This is a genomic window from Erwinia sp. QL-Z3, assembly GCF_004551645.1.
Lineage (GTDB): Bacteria > Pseudomonadota > Gammaproteobacteria > Enterobacterales > Enterobacteriaceae > Erwinia > Erwinia billingiae.
The window spans coordinates 2003997-2025211 of sequence record NZ_CP037950.1 but is presented as its reverse complement, the minus strand read 5'-3'; the positions used below and the strand labels follow the sequence as shown (position 1 = coordinate 2025211).

General features: G+C 58.2%; 21 protein-coding genes and 1 pseudogene. 16 read left to right on the top strand and 6 right to left on the bottom strand.

From position 1 onward, the window contains the following. Positions 1–3: 3 nt before the first annotated feature. Positions 4–867: a DMT family transporter gene (locus tag E2F51_RS09910; protein ID WP_134823349.1), complete on the bottom strand. Its 864-nt coding sequence runs from the start codon at positions 865–867 to the stop codon at positions 4–6. Between the two features lie 127 nt (positions 868–994). Between E2F51_RS09910 and E2F51_RS09905 the strand changes: the two genes are divergently transcribed. The 4 genes from E2F51_RS09905 (at position 995) to E2F51_RS09890 (ending at position 5204) form a co-directional block, all read left to right on the top strand. Further along, positions 995–2389, top strand: coding sequence for a PLP-dependent aminotransferase family protein (locus tag E2F51_RS09905; RefSeq protein ID WP_134823348.1), 1395 nt, complete (start codon positions 995–997; stop codon positions 2387–2389). A gap of 272 nt (positions 2390–2661) precedes the next feature. After that, a complete protein-coding gene (locus E2F51_RS09900; RefSeq protein WP_134823347.1) occupies positions 2662–3414 on the top strand; it encodes a GntR family transcriptional regulator in 753 nt (250 codons plus the stop codon). Then, positions 3414–4313, top strand: a complete 900-nt coding sequence (locus E2F51_RS09895; RefSeq protein ID WP_134823346.1) for a carbohydrate kinase family protein — start codon at positions 3414–3416, stop codon at positions 4311–4313. Before E2F51_RS09900 ends, E2F51_RS09895 begins: the two co-directional genes overlap by 1 nt. 39 nt (positions 4314–4352) lie before the next feature. Beyond that, entirely contained in the window at positions 4353–5204 is an 852-nt protein-coding gene (locus E2F51_RS09890; protein ID WP_134823345.1) for a BtpA/SgcQ family protein, read from the top strand. Between the two features lie 68 nt (positions 5205–5272). Here the strand turns inward: E2F51_RS09890 and E2F51_RS09885 are convergent, their stop codons facing one another. Beyond that, positions 5273–6964: a chloride channel protein gene (locus E2F51_RS09885; RefSeq protein WP_134823344.1), complete on the bottom strand. Its 1692-nt coding sequence runs from the start codon at positions 6962–6964 to the stop codon at positions 5273–5275. 168 nt (positions 6965–7132) lie between these two features. On the opposite strand from E2F51_RS09885, the gene E2F51_RS09880 reads away from it, so the two are divergent. From E2F51_RS09880 to sstT, 3 genes are all read left to right on the top strand, one after another. Then, complete coding sequence (locus E2F51_RS09880; RefSeq protein WP_134823343.1) at positions 7133–8131, top strand: Gfo/Idh/MocA family protein; 999 nt, start codon at positions 7133–7135, stop codon at positions 8129–8131. 253 nt (positions 8132–8384) lie between these two features. Then, complete coding sequence (locus E2F51_RS09875) at positions 8385–9356, top strand: TerC family protein (protein ID WP_134823342.1); 972 nt, start codon at positions 8385–8387, stop codon at positions 9354–9356. Between the two features lie 240 nt (positions 9357–9596). Beyond that, on the top strand, positions 9597–10829 hold the full coding sequence (sstT, locus tag E2F51_RS09870) for a serine/threonine transporter SstT (RefSeq protein ID WP_041692199.1): 1233 nt from the start codon (positions 9597–9599) through the stop codon (positions 10827–10829). Between the two features lie 48 nt (positions 10830–10877). Here sstT and E2F51_RS09865 read toward each other — a convergent pair whose 3' ends face one another. Together E2F51_RS09865 and E2F51_RS09860 are read right to left on the bottom strand one after the other, a co-directional pair. Beyond that, the gene (locus E2F51_RS09865) at positions 10878–12368 is read right to left on the bottom strand and encodes a UxaA family hydrolase (protein WP_134823341.1); all 1491 of its coding nucleotides are present in this window, start codon (positions 12366–12368) and stop codon (positions 10878–10880) included. Between the two features lie 11 nt (positions 12369–12379). After that, positions 12380–13828, bottom strand: coding sequence for a tagaturonate reductase (locus E2F51_RS09860; RefSeq protein WP_134823340.1), 1449 nt, complete (start codon positions 13826–13828; stop codon positions 12380–12382). Positions 13829–14286: 458 nt separating this feature from the next. On the opposite strand from E2F51_RS09860, the gene E2F51_RS09855 reads away from it, so the two are divergent. The 8 genes from E2F51_RS09855 (at position 14287) to E2F51_RS09820 (ending at position 18671) form a co-directional block, all read left to right on the top strand. Further along, the gene (locus tag E2F51_RS09855; RefSeq protein ID WP_013200547.1) at positions 14287–14964 is read left to right on the top strand and encodes a DedA family protein; all 678 of its coding nucleotides are present in this window, start codon (positions 14287–14289) and stop codon (positions 14962–14964) included. Continuing rightward, a complete protein-coding gene (gene mzrA, locus E2F51_RS09850) occupies positions 14964–15350 on the top strand; it encodes an EnvZ/OmpR regulon moderator MzrA (protein ID WP_013200546.1) in 387 nt (128 codons plus the stop codon). The genes E2F51_RS09855 and mzrA overlap by 1 nt, the downstream gene beginning before the upstream one ends. 157 nt (positions 15351–15507) lie before the next feature. After that, a complete protein-coding gene (locus tag E2F51_RS09845) occupies positions 15508–15882 on the top strand; it encodes a DUF1090 domain-containing protein (protein WP_013200545.1) in 375 nt (124 codons plus the stop codon). 37 nt (positions 15883–15919) lie between these two features. Next, positions 15920–16225: a YqjD family protein gene (locus E2F51_RS09840; RefSeq protein ID WP_013200544.1), complete on the top strand. Its 306-nt coding sequence runs from the start codon at positions 15920–15922 to the stop codon at positions 16223–16225. Between the two features lie 2 nt (positions 16226–16227). Then, entirely contained in the window at positions 16228–16620 is a 393-nt protein-coding gene (locus E2F51_RS09835; RefSeq protein ID WP_134823339.1) for a phage holin family protein, read from the top strand. Continuing rightward, on the top strand, positions 16620–16901 hold the full coding sequence (locus E2F51_RS09830) for a YqjK-like family protein (protein ID WP_013200542.1): 282 nt from the start codon (positions 16620–16622) through the stop codon (positions 16899–16901). Before E2F51_RS09835 ends, E2F51_RS09830 begins: the two co-directional genes overlap by 1 nt. Before the next feature lie 247 nt (positions 16902–17148). After that, a complete protein-coding gene (locus E2F51_RS09825; protein ID WP_013200541.1) occupies positions 17149–17541 on the top strand; it encodes a DoxX family protein in 393 nt (130 codons plus the stop codon). 143 nt (positions 17542–17684) lie between these two features. Continuing rightward, on the top strand, positions 17685–18671 hold the full coding sequence (locus E2F51_RS09820; RefSeq protein WP_134823338.1) for a glutathione S-transferase family protein: 987 nt from the start codon (positions 17685–17687) through the stop codon (positions 18669–18671). An 82-nt stretch (positions 18672–18753) separates the two neighbouring features. Here the strand turns inward: E2F51_RS09820 and E2F51_RS09815 are convergent, their stop codons facing one another. Further along, a complete protein-coding gene (locus E2F51_RS09815; RefSeq protein ID WP_013200539.1) occupies positions 18754–19656 on the bottom strand; it encodes a LysR family transcriptional regulator in 903 nt (300 codons plus the stop codon). A 125-nt stretch (positions 19657–19781) separates the two neighbouring features. Here E2F51_RS09815 and E2F51_RS09810 point away from each other — a divergent pair. Next, positions 19782–20486 (top strand): annotated as a pseudogene (locus E2F51_RS09810) (pirin family protein). A gap of 82 nt (positions 20487–20568) precedes the next feature. Here the strand turns inward: E2F51_RS09810 and E2F51_RS09805 are convergent. Then, a complete protein-coding gene (locus tag E2F51_RS09805) occupies positions 20569–21138 on the bottom strand; it encodes a UPF0149 family protein (RefSeq protein WP_134823337.1) in 570 nt (189 codons plus the stop codon). Positions 21139–21215: the final 77 nt, after the last annotated feature.

Genomic DNA, 21215 nt, shown 5'->3' with positions numbered 1-21215 from the left:
CCGTCACACCGCGAATCGCTTCGCGCCCGCCACGCAGACAATGGCGGCCAGGGTCACCAGCAGCATCGACCAGCTGACGGTTTCGTGCAGCAGCAGCGCGGCCAGGCCCAGCGCGATAAAGGGCTGAAACAGTTGCAGCTGGCTGACCGCCGCAATGCCACCCTGCGACAGGCCGCGATACCAGAAGATAAAGCCAATCAGCATGCTGAACACCGAGACGTAACCAAATCCGAGCCACGCAGGCAGGCCAACGTTGGCAAAGGAATCGGGACGCGTCAGGTATGTCGCCGGCAGCATCAGCGGCAGCGACAGCACCAGCGCCCAGCAAATCACCTGCCAGCCGCCGAGCCGGCGTGATAAGCGCGCTCCTTCGGCATAGCCCAGACCACAGACGATCACCGCCGCCAGCATGCAGATATCGCCACGCAACGATCCCTGCGCGCTGCCGATCAGCGCATATCCCGCCACGGCGGCGCTGCCCAGCAATGAGAACAGCCAGAACGCCGGACGGGGACGCTCGCCGCCGCGCAGCACCGCAAAGGTGGCGGTACAGAGCGGAAGCAGCCCGAGAAACACAATCGAATGGGCGGAAGAGACATGCTGCACCGCCAGCGCGGTCAGCAGCGGGAACCCCACCACAACGCCTGCCGCAGCGATCGCCAGCGAGGCGATATCCTGACCTGCAGGCCGCCGCTGGCGGAAAGCCATCAGCAGCGCCAGCCCCAGTAATCCGGCAATGGTGGCGCGGGCACAGGTGAGGAAAACCGGGTCGAGATCGGCCACCGCCGCGCGAGTTGCCGGTAGCGATCCGGCGAAAATCACCATGCCGATAAAACCGTTGATCCAGCCATTTGATTTCAGATTCATGTCACGCGTTCTCCCTGTTGCAGATAGCCGCATTGAAGCATTGAAATGATCCGCCGGGCCAGAGACAATCAAGTACAATTCAAACGAACTGTACTGGTTCACTTTCCCCTACAGTCTGGAGTGCCCGATGTCGGAAAACCTCACGCGTATCGCGATGGTGATGCAGGACGTGCGCAGCAAAATTGCCGCCCGAAATTATCTGCCCGGCTCGCGGCTGCCGTCGGTTCGCGCCCAGGCGAAGACGCTGGGCGTGTCGGTATCGACCGTGGTGGAGGGCTATGAACGGCTGGCGGCGGAGAATGTGATTCTGGCAAGGCCCGGTGCCGGGTTTTTCGTCAGTGGCCCGGTGGCCCCGCTGGATCTGGCGCAAATCAGCCCGCGACTCGACAGGAATATCGATCCGCTGTGGATGTCCCGCCAGTCGCTGGAAGCCGATGACAGTATGCTGAAGCCCGGCTGCGGCTGGCTTCCGCCCTCGGGGATGTTTGAAGAAGGCATTCGTCGGGCGATGCGCACGCTGGCGAGATCGGACGCCTCGCTGCTGACCGATTACGCCACGCCGCTGGGCCATGCGGGGATGCGCCAGTTTCTGGCGCGCAAGCTGGCGCTGGAAGGCGTTGAGACCGAAGCCAGCCGCATCCTGCTGACCGAATCCGGCACCCAGGCGGTCGATCTGATTTGCCGCTTCCTGTTGGAGCCGGGCGATACCGTGCTGGTGGATGATCCCTGCTACTTCAATTTCCATGCGCTGCTGAAGGCGCATCGGGTCAACGTCGTCGGCATTCCTTATACCGCCACCGGCCCGGATCTCACCGCCTTCAGTCAGGCGTTGCAGCAGCATGCGCCCAGGCTGTATCTGACCAACTCCGGTATCCAGAACCCCACCGGCGCCACGCTTTCTCCGGTCACGGCGCACCGGCTGCTGAAGCTGGCCGATGCGGCAAATCTGGTGATTATCGAGGATGATATTTTTGCCGATCTCGAGGTGTCTGCCGCGCCACGACTGGCCGCGTTTGACGGACTGTCGCGGGTGATTTTTATCGGCAGCTTTTCAAAAACGGTTACCGCATCGGTGCGCTGTGGGTTTATCACCGGCCGCGCCGACTGGATTGAGAGCCTGACCGATTTCAAAATCGCCACCAGCTTTAGCGGCGGTCGCATGGCGGCCGAACTGTTGCTGACCGCGATGACCGACGGCGGCTACCGGCGGCATATGGAAACCGTGCGGCTGCGGCTGGCGCAGGCGATGATCGACACCGTGGCGCAGCTCAAACCCCTTGGGATCATCCCCTGGCTGGTGCCGCAGGCCGGGATGTTTTTATGGTGCCAGCTGCCCACCGGCACCGATGCCGCCGCCGTCTCGCGCCGTTGCCTGCAGGAAGGGGTGGTGCTGGCGCCGGGCAATACCTTTAGCCAGCTGCAAAACGCGGGCGATTTTATGCGCTTTAACGTCTCCCAGTGCGCGGATAAGCGGATTTTTGACCTCCTTGGACGCGTGCTGGCGGACTCCAGACCGGCTTAACAGACGCCAAAAAATGGCCGCGCGAGGGTCGATCGCGCGCGCCGTCATACAAATTCCGTATGGCTGTTTTTTGCCCGATATTAGCCAAATTCAGCGCCGCTGAATGTCTGCTGCTAATTGCTTGTTAACTGGTGACAAAGCGCCAAATGTCATACCAACCAGTTCGACAAAAGTGCCTGATTCTTCTCGTTTTTACCCGTTCCCCCGCGTATTGACACGGTTGTCATGTCATTTGATTATCGAGCCAACTTCACTCGGACAGGATCGGGTTTATGCAATGGGATCAACAGGCGCTTGTTGCCGGTACTCAACCTCTCTGGTGGCAAATCGCCGAGCGGCTGCGCCGTGAAATCGAATTTGGCGGCTTTAAGCAGGGCGACGTGTTGCCGTCCGAAGCGGCCCTCAATCAGGTGTTTGGCGTCAGCCGCACCACCGCCAGAGCGGCGCTGGATAAGCTTGAGCAGGAAGGGCTGATCAGCCGCCGGGCGGGAAAAGGCTCGATCGTTTTGCCGCCGCAGGTTATCCAGCCGCTGAGCCAGATGTCGAGCTTTGCCGAAGATATGCGCCGTCGCGGCTTTATCGCCAGCTATAAAACCCTCAGCGCCCGCATGGTGACGCCGCCCGCAGAAGCCGCCGCCGCGCTGGGGCTGGGCGAACATGAGAAGGCCTATGCCATCTCGCGCCTACTCAATGCCGATAACCAGCCGATGGCGCTCTCCTACAGCTGGCTGAAACCCGGCCTGTTCGACCTGCATGCGCCGCCGGGCAGCGACAAGCTGGACCGCCAGTCGCTGTATGACTGGCTGGAACAGCATTGCGACTGCCGGATTACCGGCGCGCAGGAAACCATCGGTGCCGCGCTGGTCAGCTCGGAACTGGCCCGACGCCTGAAGGTGGCGAAAGGCTCCGCCAGCCTGGTCGCCCGCCGCCTCAGTCACGATGCAGAACAGCAGCCGGTGGAGTATGCAGTGGTGCATTACCGCGCCGACCGCTATGCCTTCGCCATCGATCTGGTGCGCACCTGATGGCGACGGGAAAGGCCTTATTTGTTGGCGATATCAGCCTCGACACCACCCTGCAGCTGGGCCACATCCCGCAGCCCGATGAAAAGCTGCACGTGCGTATTGATAACGAATCTGCCGGTGGGGTGATCAGCAACGCCGCCCTCGCCTGCCGTCTGGCCGGCGGCAACCCGGTGCTGGCGGTGGAAACCGGCGATGACCTGTTTGCCGACTCCCTGCTGATCAGCCTGCAGCAGGCAGGCATTGAGATCGTCAGCCGCAAGATGCCTGGCCGCACCTGCCGCGCCATCGTGCTGATTGAACCGCACGGCGAGAAGCGACTGCTGCTGGAGCCCGGCGTGTCGCTCTATCCCTCCCTTGAATGGGTGCAATCCCTCTCCTTAGACGGCATCGACTGGGTGCATACCGCGGTGTATGGCGAAGGCGCGTGGCCGCTGATTGAGCAGGCGCGTCAGCGCGGCTGCAAATGGTCGCTGGATCTGGAACCCGCCACCTTCAGCAACGGCATTGCCTCGATCGAATCGCTGCTGGCGGGTGCGGAAGTGGTGTTCTGCAATCAGCGCGCGCTGGCGCAACTGGGCGACAACCCGGTGCAACAGCTGCTGGCGGCTGGGGTAAACGCGGTGGTTTCCACGCTGGGTGCCAGAGGCGCCAGCTACACCACCGACACGGATCACCTCGAAGTACGCTACCCGCTGACGCCAACGCTGGTGGACACCACCGGCGCAGGCGACTGCCTGGCCGGCTGGTTTATCGCCTGCCTGCTGGCGGGCAAATCGCCCGACGCGGCGCTGACCGAAGCGGTGTTTGCCGCCACCTACAGCTGCGAACGGGCTGGCGCTCAGTCCTCTTATCCTGACCGGCAGCAGCTCGCTGCCTTTCAACAGGCCAGCCTGCGCTGACCTTCTGACCCCATCAAGCACGTTTACAGAGAGAGTGATATGGCCGCACCCCAAGTTCTGCCGCAGAAGAGTAATGCCCTGGAGACGCTGTTTCAGGTGAAGAAACCGGTGATTGGCGTGATCCACCTGAAGCCGCTGCCCGGCGCGCCACGTTATAACGGCCAGGCGATGAAAGAGGTGTATGACGCCGCCGTGGCCGATGCGCTGACGCTGTCACGCGGCGGCGTGGACGGCATTATTGTCGAAAACGCCAGCGACCTGCCCTTCGCGCGCCCGGAAAATATCGGTCCGGAGACGGTGGCCGCGTTAACCGCCGCCTGCCTCGCGGTACGCAATGCCGTTGATACGCCCATCGGCATTACCTGTGTCGCCAACGGTGCCATTCCGGCGCTGGCGATTGCCAAAGCGGTCGGTGCCCGTTGGGTGCGCGTCAATCAGTGGGCCAATGCCTATATCGCTAACGAAGGCTTTATCAACGGCCCGGCCCCGGAAGCGATGCGCTATCGCGCGATGATCGACGCCCGCGATGTCGCCATTTTCGCCGATGTTCACGTTAAGTTTGGCGCACATGCCATTACCGCCGACCGCAGCATTCCCGAGCAGGCCACCGACGCCGAATGGTTTGATGCCGACGTGCTGATCGCCACCGGCACCCGCACCGGCAACCCCACCAGCGACACCGAGGTCAACGAGGTGCGAAGCGGCACCAATCTGCCGGTGATTGTCGGCTCCGGCCTGTCACCGTCTCAGGTGCCGGCGCTGTTTGCCTCCGCCGATGGCGCGATTATCGGCCAGTGGCTGAAGGAAGACGGACAGTGGTGGAAGCCGGTCGATCCGCGCCGCGTGGCGGAGCTGATGGCGGCGGTGATGAAAGTGCGGGAAGGACTGTGAGCGAAAAAATCGAATACCCGGCCGACGGCCTGTAATCCGCAAGGGGTTCCCGCGACGGGCCCCCCTGCTTACAGGAAGTCTTTGGCTTTCTGGATCAGGCTGGTTTTGGTCAGCGCGCCGAGGTATTTCCTTTCCACCGGATTATTCAGCACCGGCAGGCGCTCCAGCGTGATGCGGGCAAAGGCTTCCCAGCCTTCGGTAATGGTCTGATTTTCGTAGATAAACGGGAAGGTGTCATCCACCACGCAGCTGACCGGGGAGTCCAGCGTGATCTCTTTATCCAGCACCTTTCTGGAAATATCATGGATCGACACCGCGCCCAGAAACTGCCCAACATCACCGATCACATAGACAAAACGCTCGCGTTTTAACGTGCTGACCGCCAGCGCCTTGCCGACGGTATCTTCCGGCTTCAGCGCCGCGCCAGAAACGATAAATTGCGAGATGATGCCGTTATCAAAATCGAACTTGGCATCGGAGCGGCTGAAGTGGTATTTGATCACCGGATAGGTGCTGCTGGACTGCAAACGGTAGACGGTCATTGACGCCAGCACGCAGGCAATCATGGTGGGGAACAACAGGCTGCTGTTGAGGGTCATTTCCAGCACCATCAGCATCGCCATCAAGGGTGCCTGACTGACCGACGCCAGCACCGCGCCCATCCCCACCGCCGCGAATACCACGGTGTTGCTGACCGGCCAGCCGGCCAGGCTCGCCAGCGTGGCGATCACCACGCCCAGCACCGCGCCAATCAGCAACGAGGGCGTGAACAGGCCGCCCACCGCATTCGAGCCGACCGACACCGCCGTGGCGATCATCTTCAGCGCCAGCAGGATAATCAGCCCTTTCAGCACAAAGCTGCCGGCCATGATTTCGACAATCACTTCGTAGCCGTTGCCGAGAATATTGGTGCTGGCAATCGCCATCACGCCCACCAGCACGCCGCCTAATCCCAGCCGGAACGGCAGGTTTTTGATGCGGCCGAAGCGCTGCTTGCTCTGATTGATCAGCCAGATCATCGCCCAGCCCACCAGACCGGCCGCCAGGCCGACGATCACCGTCAGCAGCATGTTGCCGACCGTCAAATCAAACTGCGCATGGGAGAAGGGATAAATCGCCGAACGGTAGCCCAGCGTCCACATGGTCAGCACCGCCACGCCTGAGGAGATGATCAGCGGGATCAGGCGCTGCAGCGCCGAGATGCCAAAAGCAATCTCCGCCACGAAAATCGCCGAGGCCAGCGGGGCATGGTAAACCGACGACAGCCCGGCGGCGGCGGCCATCGCCACAATGTCACTGTTGCGCAGCGCGAGCTTAGCGAAACACAGCCGGCCCATCAGGCTGCCGCTCAGTGCGGAAAGCTGCACCATCGGCCCCTCTTTACCAATCGAGGCGCCGCTGCTGATACTGGCAATCGAGGAGAGCGCGCGGAACAGCGAGGTTTTGGTCGGCACGGCATCCAGTCGGGCGTTGATCACTTCCAGATAATCGGTGCGAACCGTCTCTTTCTGTTCAATCGCCGTGGCATAACGCAGGAAAAAACCGGCAATCACCCCGCCGACACCCACCACCAGCGGCCAGAGATACCACGGATAGACGCCGATGGCCTGGGTCACATCCTGCCGGGTGCCAAACACCACCGAGTTAATCAGCTCAATCGCCTGACGAAAGCCCAGCGTCACCAGCGTCGCCACCAGGCCAACCGGGATCGCGACCAGAATGCTGGTCCAGTTCAGTGCGTGTTTACTGCCCGTCGTCATGTTTTCAGTGTGCCCCGGTGGAGAATCTTTCCTCTTAGGGTGAAAGAGGATACAGGAAAAATCAAACGGCATGCGGGAACTCACATGCTACTCTGAAGGTTATCGCCGTGGGCAGGGCAAACGCGCTGCGCCACTCCCGCCATAAACGTGTGGAGACCAAAACACGCCATGATCCGCTTCGCTGTTGTAGGGACTAACTGGATCACCCGCCAGTTTGTCGATGCCGCGCATGAAACCGGCAAAATGAAGCTCACCGCCGTTTACTCCCGTTCGCTGGACCAGGCTCAGGCCTTCAGCACCGATTACCCCGTGCAGCATCTGTTTACCTCGCTGGCGCAAATGGCCGAGTCGGACGACATTGATGCGGTGTATATCGCCAGCCCGAACGCCCTGCACTGCCAGCAATCGCTGCTTTTCCTGCAGCATAAAAAGCATGTGATTTGTGAGAAGCCGCTGGCGTCTAACCTGCGTGAAGTCGAGACGATGATCGCCTGCGCGCGAGAAAATCAGGTAGTGCTGTTTGAAGCCTTTAAAACCGCCAGCCTGCCCAATTTCCTGATCCTGCAAGCGTCCCTGCCGAAAGTGGGCAAGCTGCGTAAAGCGGTGATCAACTACTGCCAGTACTCCTCGCGCTATCAGCGCTATCTGGACGGCGAGAATCCCAATACCTTTAATCCGGCCTGGTCGAACGGCTCGATTATGGACATCGGTTATTACTGCCTGGCGACCGCGGTCAGCCTGTGGGGTGAACCGCATAAGGTGTCGGCGAATGCGTCGCTGCTGGCCAGCGGCGGGGATGCCCACGGCACGGTGGTGATGGATTACGGCGATTTTGACGTTACCCTTCTGCACTCGAAAGTCAGCCAGTCTGGCCTGCCAAGTGAGATCCAGGGCGAAGAGGGATCGCTGGTTATTGAGCACGTTTCGGAATGCCAGCGCGTCAGCTTTGTGCCGCGCGGCGCCCGCTCGCAGGACCTCAGCCATCCTCAGCATATCAATACCATGCTGTATGAAGCCGAGACCTTCGCCCGGCTGGTAGAGAGCAACGAAGTGAATCATCCGGGCCTGCAAACCTCCCGTACCACGGCGAAACTGCTGACCGACATTCGTCGCCAGACCGGCGTGGTCTTCCCGGCGGATGAGTTGCCCGATGACGTGGTTGTGTAAATATTTCTAAATATGTCCAGTTATGATTGACCTGTGCCGCGGCGGACCGTATCTTCTGCCGCAGCATAGGGGAGTAACTTTTACGCCAACCGATCGTCAGCACGGTATCGAAGATACCCGGTCGTTGGGCAACAGAACCACGGGTTCTGCTGTGAGTGAGACCTGGCGTTAAAGGAATCGGTCTGTTTGTCATCTATGATGAAATCAACAGCCCTGTTTCTGTCGGCCATTTTTCATTTTACAGGATACGTCTATGCACTCTGTTGGCACGCCTCTGCTGTGGGGCAGCTTCGCGGTAATCGTGGTTATTATGCTGGCTATCGACCTGTTTTTGCAGGGTCGTCGCGGCTCCCAAACCATGTCAATGAAACAGGCGGCACTCTGGTCGCTGCTGTGGCTCTCCCTCTCTCTGCTGTTCGCTGCCGGTTTCTGGTGGTACCTCGACGGTAATGTCGGCCGTGAGATCGCGAATACGCAAACCCTGGCTTTCCTGACGGGCTACGTGCTGGAAAAAGCGCTGGCGGTGGATAACGTCTTCGTCTGGCTGATGCTGTTCAGCTACTTTGCGGTGCCGGCCGCCATTCAACGTCGGGTACTCATCTACGGCATCCTCGGCGCTATCGTGCTGCGTACCGGGATGATCTTTGCCGGCAGCTGGCTGGTCTCTGAATTCAGCTGGATCCTGTATCTCTTCGGCGCGTTCCTGATCTTTACCGGTATCAAAATGGCGATGGAAGGCGGTGACGATGAAGGCAACGTCGGCGACAAGCCGGTCGTCCGCTGGCTGCGCAGCAAAATGCGCATGACCGAAACCATGGAAGGCGAGAAGTTCTTCGTGCGTCGTAACGGCGTGCTGTTCGCTACGCCGCTGCTGCTGGTGCTGATTATGGTCGAGCTGAGCGACGTGATTTTTGCCGTCGACAGCATTCCTGCTATTTTCGCGGTCACCACCGACCCGTTTATCGTCCTGACCTCTAACCTGTTCGCGATCCTCGGCCTGCGTGCGATGTACTTCCTGCTGGCGAACGTCGCGGAACGCTTCCATATGCTGAAATATGGTCTGGCGGTGGTGCTGGTGTTTATCGGTGTGAAGATGCTGATCGTCGATTTCTACCACATTCCGGTGTCGATCTCGCTGGGTACCGTCGGCGGCATTCTGGCCATCACCCTGCTGGTTAATGCCTGGGTTAATTACCGTAACGACCAGAAGAAGCTGAGTCAGTAACGCGCTGCCTGACACCGTGCTGCTTCACCGCGGCCCGGTGTCAATTTCCCGCTGGAGATTCTGTTTAGCCGCACGCTTCTTTTCGTCAGCCGAACTTTTCACGACTTTTCCCTTCCCCTGCCATCACATTTCCTTATACTCACCCGCGCAAACACACCAATGCCGTCCCATTCAGCACACACGATGCTGAAGCGCCGCATTGTTATTTATCGAAAACAACACTGGTTTTTTACTATGCGTATGGAAAAAAGTCCTGGGCTGATGCAGCGTCTGATGCAGGGCAGCCTGGTCACTCAAATTATGATCGGTCTGATCGCCGGCATTGCCCTGGCGTGGTTCTCAAAAGAAGGCGCCCATTCTGTCAGCCTGCTGGGTACGCTGTTTGTCAGCGCGCTAAAAGCGGTTGCTCCCCTGCTGGTGATGGTGCTGGTGATCTCCTCGATTGCAAACCATCAGCACGGCAGCAAAACCAGTATCCGCCCGATCGTCATTCTTTATCTGCTCAGCACGTTCTGTGCCGCCGTGGTGGCCGTCGTCTTCAGCCATCTACTGCCGCAAACCCTGACGCTGAGCGACGCTAACCAGCAGATCGTCCCGCCGTCCGGCATTCTGGAAGTGCTCAACGGCCTGTTGATGAGCATGGTGGCTAACCCGTTTGATGCGCTGATGCACGCCAACTATATCGGCATTCTGGTGTGGGCAATTGGCCTCGGCTTCGCCTTCCGTCACAGCAGCGACACCACCCGCACCTTCCTCAACGATGCCTCGAACGCCGTGACCTCGCTGGTACGGCTGGTGATCCGCTTTGCGCCGCTGGGCATTTTCGGACTGGTGGCCTCGATTCTGGCGACCACCGGCTTCTCCGCGCTGTGGGATTACGCGCATCTGCTGGGCCTGTTGTTGGGCTGTATGCTGCTGATGGCGCTGGTGTTCAATCCGCTGCTGGTGTACTGGAAAATCCGCCGCAACCCGTATCCGCTGGTGTTTACCTGCCTGCGTGAAAGCGGCGTGACCGCCTTCTTCACCCGCAGTTCCGCCGCCAATATTCCGGTGAATATGGCGCTGGCGAAGAAGCTGGGGCTGGATGAGGACACTTACTCGGTGTCGATCCCGGTGGGGGCGAATATCAGTATGGCGGGGGCTTCGATCACCATCACCGTGCTGACGCTGGCGGCGGTGAATACGCTGGGCATTCAGGTCGATGTCAGTACGGCGATCCTGCTGAGCCTGGTGGCGTCGATCTGTGCCTGTGGCGCATCCGGCGTGGCGGGCGGTTCGCTGCTGCTGATCCCGGTGGCCTGTAATATGTTTGGTATTCCAAATGAAGTGGCGATGCAGGTAGTGGCGGTCGGCTTTATTATCGGCGTACTGCAGGATTCGGCGGAAACCGCGCTGAACTCCTCAGCGGATATCCTGTTTACCGCGGCGGCCTGTATGGCCGACCAGCGTCAGGAAGAACAGCAACGCGCCTGATGGCGTTAACCGGCTCGCTGCCTGGCGAGCCGGTCCGTATTCCCTTCCCTACAGCGTCACCCCACTTTTGAAAATCGCCAGCTCGCGGAAGTCATTCAGCTCATTTTTGGTCTGACGGCCGTTGGCGATGTCCACCAGCGTATCGACAAAGTTCTCCAGCAACACCGACATGTCGGTTCCCTTGATCAACGCACCCGCATCGAAATCAATCCAGTGCGGCTTTTTCGCCGCCAGCTCGCTGTTGGTGGCCAGTTTTACCGTCGGCACAAAGCCGCCGTAAGGGGTGCCGCGTCCGGTACTGAACAGCACCATATGGCAGCCTGCGCCGGCCAGTGCGCTGGTGGCGACCGCATCATTCCCCGGTGCGCTAAGCAGGTTCAGACCCGGCTGATGCAGGCGCTCGCCGTATTTCAGCACGTCAACCACCTGGCTTTGCCCGGCTTTCTGCGTACAGCCCAGCGACTTCTCTTCCAGCGTGGTGATGCCGCCCGCTTTGTTGCCCGGCGACGGGTTCTCGTAGATAGGCTGCTGATGATCGATAAAGTAGCGTTTGAAGTCGTTGATCATGCTGACGGTTTTTTCAAAGGTCTGCTCATCGCGGCAGCGGCTCATCAGAATGCGCTCGGCACCGAACATTTCCGGCACTTCCGTCAGCACCGTGGTGCCGCCGTTGGCGATCATCTGGTCGGAGAAACGGCCCAGCAGCGGATTGGCGGTGATGCCGGACAGGCCGTCCGAGCCGCCGCATTCCAGACCGAACTTCAGCTCACTCAGCTTGCCCGGTTGGCGCTGGTCATCGCGCATGACGGCATACAGATGGCGCAGGTGTTCCAGCCCGGCTTCCACTTCATCATCATGCTGCTGCAACGCCATAAAGCTGACGCGATCGGCATCGTATTCGCCCAGCGTCTCGCGGAAGACATCCACCTGATTGTTTTCACAGCCCAGGCCAATCACCAGCACCGCGCCTGCGTTGGGATGACGCACCATATTCTGCAACATGGTGCGAGTGTTCTCGTGATCCTGGCCCAGCTGGGAGCAGCCGAAAGGATGGGTAAACAGATGCACGCCGTCGATGCCCGCCGCGTCGTCGCTCTCCTTCAGAAAACGGTTAACCATCTGTTTGGCGATACCGTTAACGCAGCCGACCGTGGGCAAAATCCACAGCTCGTTACGGATGCCCACATCGCCATTGCGGCGGCGGAACAGCTGCACCTCACGGTCAGCGGCCTGTGCCGGTAGCGTGGCGAAATCGGGCTGATAGCTGTACTCGTCCACATCGCTGAGATTGGTGCGGGTGTTGTGGGAATGCAGGATTTCACCTGGCGATACCGGCACCGTGGCGTGCCCAATCGGCAAACCGTATTTGATCACCAGTTCGCCCACCGCCAGCGGCAGCAGCGCAAATTTGTGGCCGCGCTCGACGGCCTGCTTCAGCACCACGTTCTGCTCGCCGACGCTGACGGTTTCCCCTTCGGCGAGTTCCGCGAGGGCAACCGCCACATTGTCGTTTGGATGGATTTTGATATAACGCTGCATGGTGGTGTTCCTCAGTTCAAATGCGTCAGTGCCTGGCGCATATCGCCGCCGACAATACGTTGCAGGTGTTCGGTGACGGCCGCGGTTAAGCCCGGTACCGTATTAAGATCGCAGCCCCAGTGAGCAGCGTCGCGGAAAACGGCGTCAACCAGCTGCTGCGGCGCCAGCTTGCCGCTGTCGACCTGCGGCCAGAGTTCGGCAAAGCGCGCCAGCCAGGCCGCGTCGTCCTGCAGGGAATAAACTTCGTCGCCGCGTTTACCGCGATAAAAGGCCAGCAGCGCCGCGAAGGCAAAGCTCAGACGCGGCGGAACCTCGCCGGTTTGCTGGCAGCTGGCCTGAATTTGCGGCAGCAAGCGGGTACGAAATTTGGTCATGCCGTTGAGGGCAATCGCCTGCAGCTGATGGCGGATAAACGGATTGCGGAAGCGGTTGAGCACCGCATCGGCAAAGGCATGTAATTCAGCCGGATCCTGCGACAGCGTGGGAATGATTTCCTGCCGCAGGGTGCGGTCGATAAACCCGGCGATATCGGCATCGGCCATCGCGTCACCCACCGTATCCAGCCCGGCGAGGTACGCCACCGGCACCATGGCGGTATGCGCGCCGTTCAGGATCGCCACCTTCTGCTCCTTAAACGGTTTAATGTCGTCAACCAGGCGGATATTCAGCGGATAGCGATCCAGACAGAGCGCCTGCTCCAGCCACGCCGGCCCCTGGATCGCCAGCAGGTAATAGACCTCACCCGCCACCAGATAGGCATCCTGATAGCCCAGTTCGGCTTCAATCGCACTAGCTTCCTGCGGATAGCCGGTGACGATGCGGTCGACCAGCGTCGAGCAGAAGGTATTTTCCTGCTCCAGCCACTGCATAAACGCCGCAGGCAGCTGCCACGCCTGCGCGTAACGCCGCACCAGCGCCTTCAGCGCCTCACCGTTGTCATCAATCAGCTCGCACGGCAACATCACCCAGCCGCTCCCTTTCGCGCCGGAGAAGTGCTGCCAGCGCGCGTACAGCAGTTGGGTTAGCTTTGCCGGGAAGCTGCTGGCAGGCTTATCGTCCAGCCGATCGGCCGGGTCATACTGGATGCCCGCTTCAGTGGTGTTGGAGAAGACGTAGCGAATCTCCGCTTCCCGCGCCAGCGCCAGAAACGCCTCGTGCTGCCGCCACGGATGAATTTCCTCATTCACCGAACGGATCAGCCGCGGTTCGCTGACCACTTCGCCGCGATCGTTAACGCCGCGGATCAGCGTGGTGTAGAGCCCGTCCTGGCTGTTAAGGCTGCGGGTGGTCTGGCTGTTACGCGGACGCACCACCACCACACCGGCGTTCAGCTCGGTATGTTCGTTTAACAGATCGATTTGCCAGTCAATGAAAGCACGCAGGAAGTTGCCTTCGCCAAACTGAATGATTTTTGTCGGGTGAGTCCGGCCAGCAAACTCCCTGCGATTGAGCGTCGACATTGCCAGATCCTTAATCGGGGTAACAAGCGAAGTCAGCCGCATCACGTGCGCTGACGAATGCCCTCATCTTTAAGAGGTATGGCAAGGGTTGTCCCTGCTGTCAGCGACTAATTGCCAGCCGGGTCACAAAATCAGGTTTTAATCCTGTATAAAAACCCGAAACGGTGGAAATGTAGCCATCACATATTCAATGTAAAATTGTGAAAGTGGTTAAAATCAGTCGGTCAGCCATTTTTCTGTCTCAATCGCCGATAAGTCGGATTTTTCTTGGCGTCACAGTGGCCCAGCAAGCCGCAGAAACAGTGCTATAATGTCAGCCTGTGTAAAGCTTCTTTTCCCTTCTCGCTTGCCCCTGTAAAACAACGTTGGCGACACGTTTCTCCTGTCTCATTCGCCGGTATTTTGTTACAGTTACGCGCCTTTTCTTACCGTTTGAGACGGTCTTAAGGGAATACCCTATGGATATTTTTAAAGCCCTAATCCACGCCCTCTGGCAACAAGATTTCGAAACCCTTTCAGACCCTACGTTGGTCTGGGCAATCTATTTTGTCCTGTTTATGATCCTTTTCCTGGAAAACGGCCTGCTTCCTGCCGCTTTCTTACCGGGTGACAGCCTGCTGGTATTGGTTGGCGTATTGATTGCCAAAGGCACGCTGAGCTTCCCGATGACGCTGTTTATTCTTACCACTGCGGCCAGTCTGGGCTGCTGGTGCAGTTATATTCAGGGCAAGTGGCTGGGCAATACCCCCACCGTGCAAAAATGGCTTTCGCACCTGCCCGCCCAGTATCACGTTCGCGCCCACCAGTTATTTCATAAGCATGGCCTTTCCGCGCTGCTGGTCGGCCGTTTTATCGCCTTTGTCCGAACGCTGTTGCCGACCATCGCGGGCCTTTCCGGCCTGAGCAATGCCCGTTTCCAGTTCTTTAACTGGGTAAGCGCGCTGCTCTGGGTATTAATCCTGACGGTTATCGGCTTTGCGCTCGGCAAAACCCCTATTTTTCGCAAATACGAAGATCAGATGATGTTCTGCCTGATGATGCTGCCGCTGGTGCTGCTGGTCTTTGGTTTGTTTGGCTCGTTGTTCGTGCTGTGGCGCAAAAAGCGCGGCGTGAACAATGAGAAAGGAAACTTATAATGCTCGCCCTACTCAGACCCTATCTCTCCACGCGGGTACTCTGCGTGCTGGTCGTGTGCTTCTCGGCATTGATGCTGGTGGCTTTTATCCCGACCCTGTTTCGCAACGATACCGCGCTGCAAATTCGCGCCTCCCGTCAGGGCACCACGCTGCCGGACGGGTTTTATGTCTATCAGCGCCTGAATGCGGAAGGGATCCGCATCAAAAGTATTACCCCGGATAACGACTCGCTGGTGATCCGTTTCGACACCGAAGAACAGAGCATGGCGGCGGAAAAAGTGCTGCATCAGTTGCTGCCGTATGGCTTTGATATTGGCCAGATGGATCCGTCGGGTTCTTCGCAGTTAATGAATCGCCTGAGCCTGCGCAAACAGTCCGTTGGTTGATTTTTATCCGGCTTTCCGGCGCTATCCCTAAGAATCTTCTCTCTTTTTGAGCTTTTTGGGATTTCTGTCTATGCTTACTATGCCAGTATCCCCGAAGACTGTTTACAGGATTAACGGGACGTCCTGCGGCCCAACACAACGGAAGGTAACGATTAGCATGAAAACCCGCACTCTCCTTGGACTCGCTCTGTTCTCGCTGACCACGTTTGCCCATGCGGCAGATTCGTTGTGCATGCAGAAAGAACAGGGGATCCAGCATGAAATTGAACTGGCGAAAAAGCATGACAACCAACGTCGTGTGACCGGTCTGGAGCGTGCATTAACGGAAGCGAAAGCGGGCTGTACCGACGAAAAGCTGAAGGCTCAGCATCAGGAAAAAATTGCTGCCCACAAGCAGCAGGTGGTTGAGCGTCAGAAAGAGCTGGAAAAGGAAAAAGCGGATGGCGATGACAGTAAAAAAATCGCTAAGCGTGAAGAAAAACTGGCAGAAGCAAAACATGAACTGAAAGAAGTCCAGGCCGCCCCTTACTGAGCCGGGCTCTAATTACTGAACATCAATGGAGTTTGTTATGTCAAAAGATACTACATCTGAACATCTGCGCGCTGAACTGAAAAACCTGGCCGATACGCTGGAAGAAGTGCTGAGCAACACCGGCGAGAAATCAAAGAATGAGCTGGATAAACTGCGCAGCAAAGCACAGAGCGCATTGAAAGACACGCGCGCCCGTCTGGGTGACTCTGGCGATCGTATTGCCAAAACCTCTCGCGAAGTGGCTGACCACGCTGATGTCTATGTGCGTGAAAATCCATGGACCAGCGTAGGTATCGGTGCCGCCATTGGTGTGGTACTGGGTGTCTTGCTGACGCGTCGTTAATAATGGCAGATTCTCAGCAAAGCCACGGCCCCGGCAAAGGGGTCATTAACATTGGACAGCGCATTGTCACCACCCTGGTGGGGATTGTGGAAACGCGCGTGCGGCTGGCAGTGGTTGAGCTTGAGGAAGAGAAGGCCAATCTGATACAGATGCTGTTGATGATTGGCCTTACCATGCTCTTTACCGCTTTTGGCTTGATGAGCCTGATGGTGTTAATCATCTGGGCTGGGGATGCGCAGTATCGTCTGATGGCGATCGGCATAACCACCGCAGTGCTGTTTGCCCTGGCGTTGATCTTCGGTCTGTGGACCCTGGCAAAATCACGTCGTTCCACCTTACTGAGCGCCACGCGTAAAGAACTGAAGTCTGACCGCCAGCTGTTGGAGGATGACTGATGAGCCGCGAGCGTGATGCACGTAAAGCCGAGCTGCTAGGCCAGATCCAGCAGCAGCGGCTTGACCTGAGTGCCGGTAAGAAGCGCTTTCTGGAAAGCACAGCCCGCTACGATCATGGCTGGCTGACGCTGATTGGTCTGCGTCGCTATGTCGCCGTCGGCAGCGGCCTGATGGCAATCTGGTCGGTGCGTAATCCGCGTCGCCTCTCACGCTGGGCCAAACGCGGTATCGGCGTGTGGAGCACCTGGCGGATGGTCCGCAACTATCTCCCTCGTCGCTAGCCCCTTCAGCCCTCGCTGACTGGGGCTTTTCTTTTGCCCGCCGTCTCACCACCCTCAGTTATTTCTGGTCCTACCCTTCCTGTTCAATTTTCCTGATAAACATCGACAGTTTATCTCGCTTACAATGATTCCGATTCGCGAATATTATCTTCTGCAACGAACGGTACTAAGCGCTTAAGACGCTTCAGGCCTGAACTTAATGCGGTGGGGAATGTTTCCTGCCAGATAAAACTTGTTAGGGTGAATCATGAAAAAATTAGAAGATATCGGCTTTTTGGTTGCGCGTATTTTGATGCCTGTGCTGTTCATCGTGGCGGGCTGGGGCAAAATCACCGGTTATGCCGGCACCCAGCAGTATATGGAGCACATGGGCGTCCCTGGCTTCTTGCTGCCACTGACCATCCTGCTTGAGTTTGGCGGCGGTCTGGCCATCCTGTTCGGTTTCCTGACGCGCTTTACCGCTATCGTGACCGTTATTTTCACCCTGATCACCGCGATGGTTTTCCACATCGATTTCTCGGTAGAAGGTAACTCGATCAACTTTATGAAAAACCTGAGCATCGCCGGTGGCTACCTGCTGTTGTTCATCACTGGCCCTGGCGCAATCAGCCTGGATCGCCTGCTGAATAAAAAGTGGTAAGAAACACCCGCTATACTCAGTAGCATCAAAGCGACGACGATGCTGATAGCCCTTAGATTTCGATTTGCAGGAAGGCAGCTAACGCCCCGGCAACGCGAGAACTAAGGGCTTTGTTGCTTTCTCACTTAGGGACTGGAGGAAATATGGGACAACTGATTGACGGTGTCTGGCACGATAACTGGTATGACACCAAATCCACCGGCGGCCGTTTTAAACGCTCTGAATCGGCCTTCCGTAACTGGGTCACCGCCGATGGCGAAGCGGGCCCGACCGGCCAAGGCGGCTTCCGTGCTGAGGCAGACCGTTATCATCTGTACGTTTCTCTTGCCTGCCCCTGGGCGCACCGCACGCTGATTATGCGCGCATTGAAAGGGCTGGAATCGATGATTTCCGTCTCCGTGGTGCATCCGCTGATGCTGGAAAACGGCTGGACCTTCGACGACGATTTCCCGGCGGCCACCGGCGACAGCCTGTATCAGAACGAATACCTGTATCAGCTCTATCTGCATGCCGATAATGCCTACACCGGCCGCGTCACCGTGCCGGTGCTGTGGGACAAGCAGCAAAACACCATCGTCAGCAATGAATCCGCCGATATCCTGCGCATGTTAAACAGTGCGTTTGATGCGGTGGGCGCACGGGCCGGGGATTATTATCCTGCCGATCTGCGCGAAAAAATTGATGAAGTGAACAGCTGGGTGTACGACACGGTGAACAACGGCGTCTACAAATCGGGCTTTGCCACCTCGCAACCGGCCTACGATGAGGCGGTGACCGCCCTGTTCAGCTCGCTGGACCGTCTGGAGCAGATGCTGGGGCAACATCGTTATCTGACCGGCGATCGTCTGACCGAAGCCGATCTGCGTCTGTGGACCACGCTGGTGCGCTTCGATCCGGTGTATGTCACCCATTTTAAATGCGATAAGCACCGCATCAGTGACTACCTGAACCTGAACGGTTTCCTGCGGGAGATTTATCAGATGCCGGGCCTGGCCGAAACCGTCGATCTGGCGCATATCCGCCATCACTACTATTGCAGCCACAAAACGATCAACCCGTCCGGGGTGATCTCGATCGGACCCGCCTTTAACTGGGACGAGCCGCACGGCCGTGACCTGCGTTTCCGCTAGTCGTCGCCTGCAGAAATAAAAACGGCCACCTCAGTGAGGGGCCGTTTTTTTTGCGCAGAACGCAGTGGAATGATGCCGCCGGTTAACTCTGGCGTTTAGCCATCAGTTTCGGGATTTCGCGCAGGCACCAGGCTTTCGCTTCGCCCATGCTGTCACGCCGCCACGCCATGATAATGTCAATTTCGCGGGTGTATTCCGGGCTGACCACCCGCAGGCGTCCTTCGGCGATATCCTTTTCCACCATCGGATACGGCATCGACGCCACGCCCAGTCCGGCCAGCAGGGCACGGTGTTTGTCTTCGATGGTGCTGACCGTCAGCCGCTGCTGTTTATCCAGCAGCTGCACGGTGAGCACCGGACGCTCGCGCGCGGTATCCGCCACCGCGATGCCACGGTATTTCACGCGGGTCACTTCTGACAGCGGTTCCGGCTCGTCATGAATCGGATGATCCGGGCTGGCGACAATCACGCTCATCATGCTGTACAGCTTGCGGGTGTTGATCTCCGACGAGGCGCGAAAATGCAGGTCCGGCGCGATCACGATGTCCGCTCTGCCCTGCTCCAGACGTTCCCAGGCACCGGCCAGCACTTCCGTCACCAGCGAAATCTGGGTATTGGCTTTATCGGCCAGCTTGCCGATCAGTGGGAACAGGTATTCGCTGGGGATCAGCGCTTCGGTGACAATGGTCAGGTGCGTTTCCCAGCCGCGCGCCAGCGCTTCGGCATCGGTTGTCAGCTTATCTGCCGCTTCCAACAGCACCCGGCCACGCTCTAACAGCATCCGGCCGACGTTAGTAAACTTGGTGCGGTGGCCGGAACGGTCAAACAGCACCACGTCCAGCTCCTCTTCCAGCTTCTGCATGGTGTAGCTGAGCGCGGAAGGCACCCGACCCAGTTCGTCCGCTGCGGCAGCAAAACTGCCGCGGCGATCGATAGCATCCATCACTCTCAGCGCTTCCAGCGTCAGGGCGCGGTCTTTAGCCATTGCGGTTCTCTGTCAGGAATTTTGAATATACCGAGCAGATTAACTGGCTAACAATCCGGCGTCCAGAAACTTACTATAGATGCAGAATAAACGGTCGGGTAAATCACATCGACCGGGGAGGATTTATGATTACCAGTCGCACCGCGCAAGAGTGTGGCAAGGCTGATTATGGCTGGTTACAAGCCCGCTATACCTTTTCCTTTGGCCACTATTTTGACCCCAAATTACTGGGCTACGCGTCGTTACGCGTGCTCAATCAGGAAGTGCTGGCACCAGGGGCTTCCTTCCAACCGAGAACCTAACCAAAGGTCGACGTACTGAATCTGATTTTGCAGGGCGAGGCAGAGTATCGCGACAGCGAGGGCAACCACGCATTCGCACAACAGGGCGAAGCGCTGCTGCTTTCGACGCAACCCGGCATCAGTTACAGCGAATTTAACGTCAGTAAAGAGCAGGAACTGACGCGTATGCAGCTCTGGCTGGATGCCTGTCCCGAGCGTGAGAACGCCGCGGTACAGCGCGTGAAGATGCCAGAAAACGCCCGTTATACGCTGCTGGCCTCGCCGGATGGCGCGGAAAACAGCCTGCAACTGCGTCAGCAGGTTTGGGTGCATCATGTGGTGCTTGAACCTGGCGAGACGCAGACCATTAAACTTCATGGGCCGCGCGCCTATTTGCAGTCGATTCACGGTGGCCTGAATGCGGTGACCGGAACGCAGGCAAAAGAAGCGTTGGTCTGCGGAGATGGCGCATTTATTCGTGAAGAAGTGAGCGTAACGCTGATGGCCGAGACGCCGCTGCGCGCGCTGGTAATTGATTTGCCTGTTTAATTTAAGCCGGCATCAGGGAAAGTCCTTAACCGCAAAACCCCGCCGAAGCGGGGTTTTCTGTTTCTGGCATCATCGTGAAGCGTTACTCAGGCGCGCGCTTCGCGGTCCAGTACTCATACAGCTTGAGCGCCGCCGGGCGGATCGCCTGCTGCGCCAGCACATATTCATCAGGCGTCATCTTTTCAAGCTTCGCAAACTGCTCTTCATCGCCGTGGACCGCAATCGCATCCAGCGACGGTTGCAGGCTGTCCGGTAAGCCGGACCAGTCATCCAGCGCCACGCCGCGCAGATAGCCAAAGCACCAGTCTTCGACAACTTCGTAATCTTCATCATCGATGGTGCTGAAGCCAAACAGCGGTTCAAACTGGTCTGGCGCGGTCGCAAGACGTTCAGCCGTGTCATTGAGATGCTGGAAGATCAGGTCGTTGAAGCGGTTTTCCTCCACATCGCTCGGCCACAGAGGGATCTGCTGTTCGCCGCCCCACAGCGCGGTTAACCAGACTGAAGAAGGCAGTTTAGTCGGGCCTGACAGGATGGCGGTAAACATGCCGTCCAGTTCGGAGATATCCAGCACGGAATTCTCACTGCCGTGATTCATCAGCGCCTCATCCAGCCACTCCAGCTCTTCTTCGTTTAGCGGTCCACTGTTCATGCTGTTCTCCTCAGATCCTTCAATTTTTGCGGCGATAATCGCTCAAGCTTACCAGAAAAGACCCTTTGCTGACGGAA

Excerpts from the sequence above, each read along its gene's own strand:
- E2F51_RS09910 (WP_134823349.1), bottom strand. The coding sequence starts at position 867 with ATGAATCTGAAATCAAATGGCTGGATCAACGGTTTTATCGGCATGGTG.
- E2F51_RS09905 (WP_134823348.1), top strand. The coding sequence starts at position 995 with ATGTCGGAAAACCTCACGCGTATCGCGATGGTGATGCAGGACGTGCGC.
- E2F51_RS09900 (WP_134823347.1), top strand. The coding sequence starts at position 2,662 with ATGCAATGGGATCAACAGGCGCTTGTTGCCGGTACTCAACCTCTCTGG.
- E2F51_RS09895 (WP_134823346.1), top strand. The coding sequence starts at position 3,414 with ATGGCGACGGGAAAGGCCTTATTTGTTGGCGATATCAGCCTCGACACC.
- E2F51_RS09890 (WP_134823345.1), top strand. The coding sequence starts at position 4,353 with ATGGCCGCACCCCAAGTTCTGCCGCAGAAGAGTAATGCCCTGGAGACG.
- E2F51_RS09885 (WP_134823344.1), bottom strand. The coding sequence starts at position 6,964 with ATGACGACGGGCAGTAAACACGCACTGAACTGGACCAGCATTCTGGTC.
- E2F51_RS09880 (WP_134823343.1), top strand. The coding sequence starts at position 7,133 with ATGATCCGCTTCGCTGTTGTAGGGACTAACTGGATCACCCGCCAGTTT.
- E2F51_RS09875 (WP_134823342.1), top strand. The coding sequence starts at position 8,385 with ATGCACTCTGTTGGCACGCCTCTGCTGTGGGGCAGCTTCGCGGTAATC.
- sstT (WP_041692199.1), top strand. The coding sequence starts at position 9,597 with ATGGAAAAAAGTCCTGGGCTGATGCAGCGTCTGATGCAGGGCAGCCTG.
- E2F51_RS09865 (WP_134823341.1), bottom strand. The coding sequence starts at position 12,368 with ATGCAGCGTTATATCAAAATCCATCCAAACGACAATGTGGCGGTTGCC.
- E2F51_RS09860 (WP_134823340.1), bottom strand. The coding sequence starts at position 13,828 with ATGTCGACGCTCAATCGCAGGGAGTTTGCTGGCCGGACTCACCCGACA.
- E2F51_RS09855 (WP_013200547.1), top strand. The coding sequence starts at position 14,287 with ATGGATATTTTTAAAGCCCTAATCCACGCCCTCTGGCAACAAGATTTC.
- mzrA (WP_013200546.1), top strand. The coding sequence starts at position 14,964 with ATGCTCGCCCTACTCAGACCCTATCTCTCCACGCGGGTACTCTGCGTG.
- E2F51_RS09845 (WP_013200545.1), top strand. The coding sequence starts at position 15,508 with ATGAAAACCCGCACTCTCCTTGGACTCGCTCTGTTCTCGCTGACCACG.
- E2F51_RS09840 (WP_013200544.1), top strand. The coding sequence starts at position 15,920 with ATGTCAAAAGATACTACATCTGAACATCTGCGCGCTGAACTGAAAAAC.
- E2F51_RS09835 (WP_134823339.1), top strand. The coding sequence starts at position 16,228 with ATGGCAGATTCTCAGCAAAGCCACGGCCCCGGCAAAGGGGTCATTAAC.
- E2F51_RS09830 (WP_013200542.1), top strand. The coding sequence starts at position 16,620 with ATGAGCCGCGAGCGTGATGCACGTAAAGCCGAGCTGCTAGGCCAGATC.
- E2F51_RS09825 (WP_013200541.1), top strand. The coding sequence starts at position 17,149 with ATGAAAAAATTAGAAGATATCGGCTTTTTGGTTGCGCGTATTTTGATG.
- E2F51_RS09820 (WP_134823338.1), top strand. The coding sequence starts at position 17,685 with ATGGGACAACTGATTGACGGTGTCTGGCACGATAACTGGTATGACACC.
- E2F51_RS09815 (WP_013200539.1), bottom strand. The coding sequence starts at position 19,656 with ATGGCTAAAGACCGCGCCCTGACGCTGGAAGCGCTGAGAGTGATGGAT.
- E2F51_RS09805 (WP_134823337.1), bottom strand. The coding sequence starts at position 21,138 with ATGAACAGTGGACCGCTAAACGAAGAAGAGCTGGAGTGGCTGGATGAG.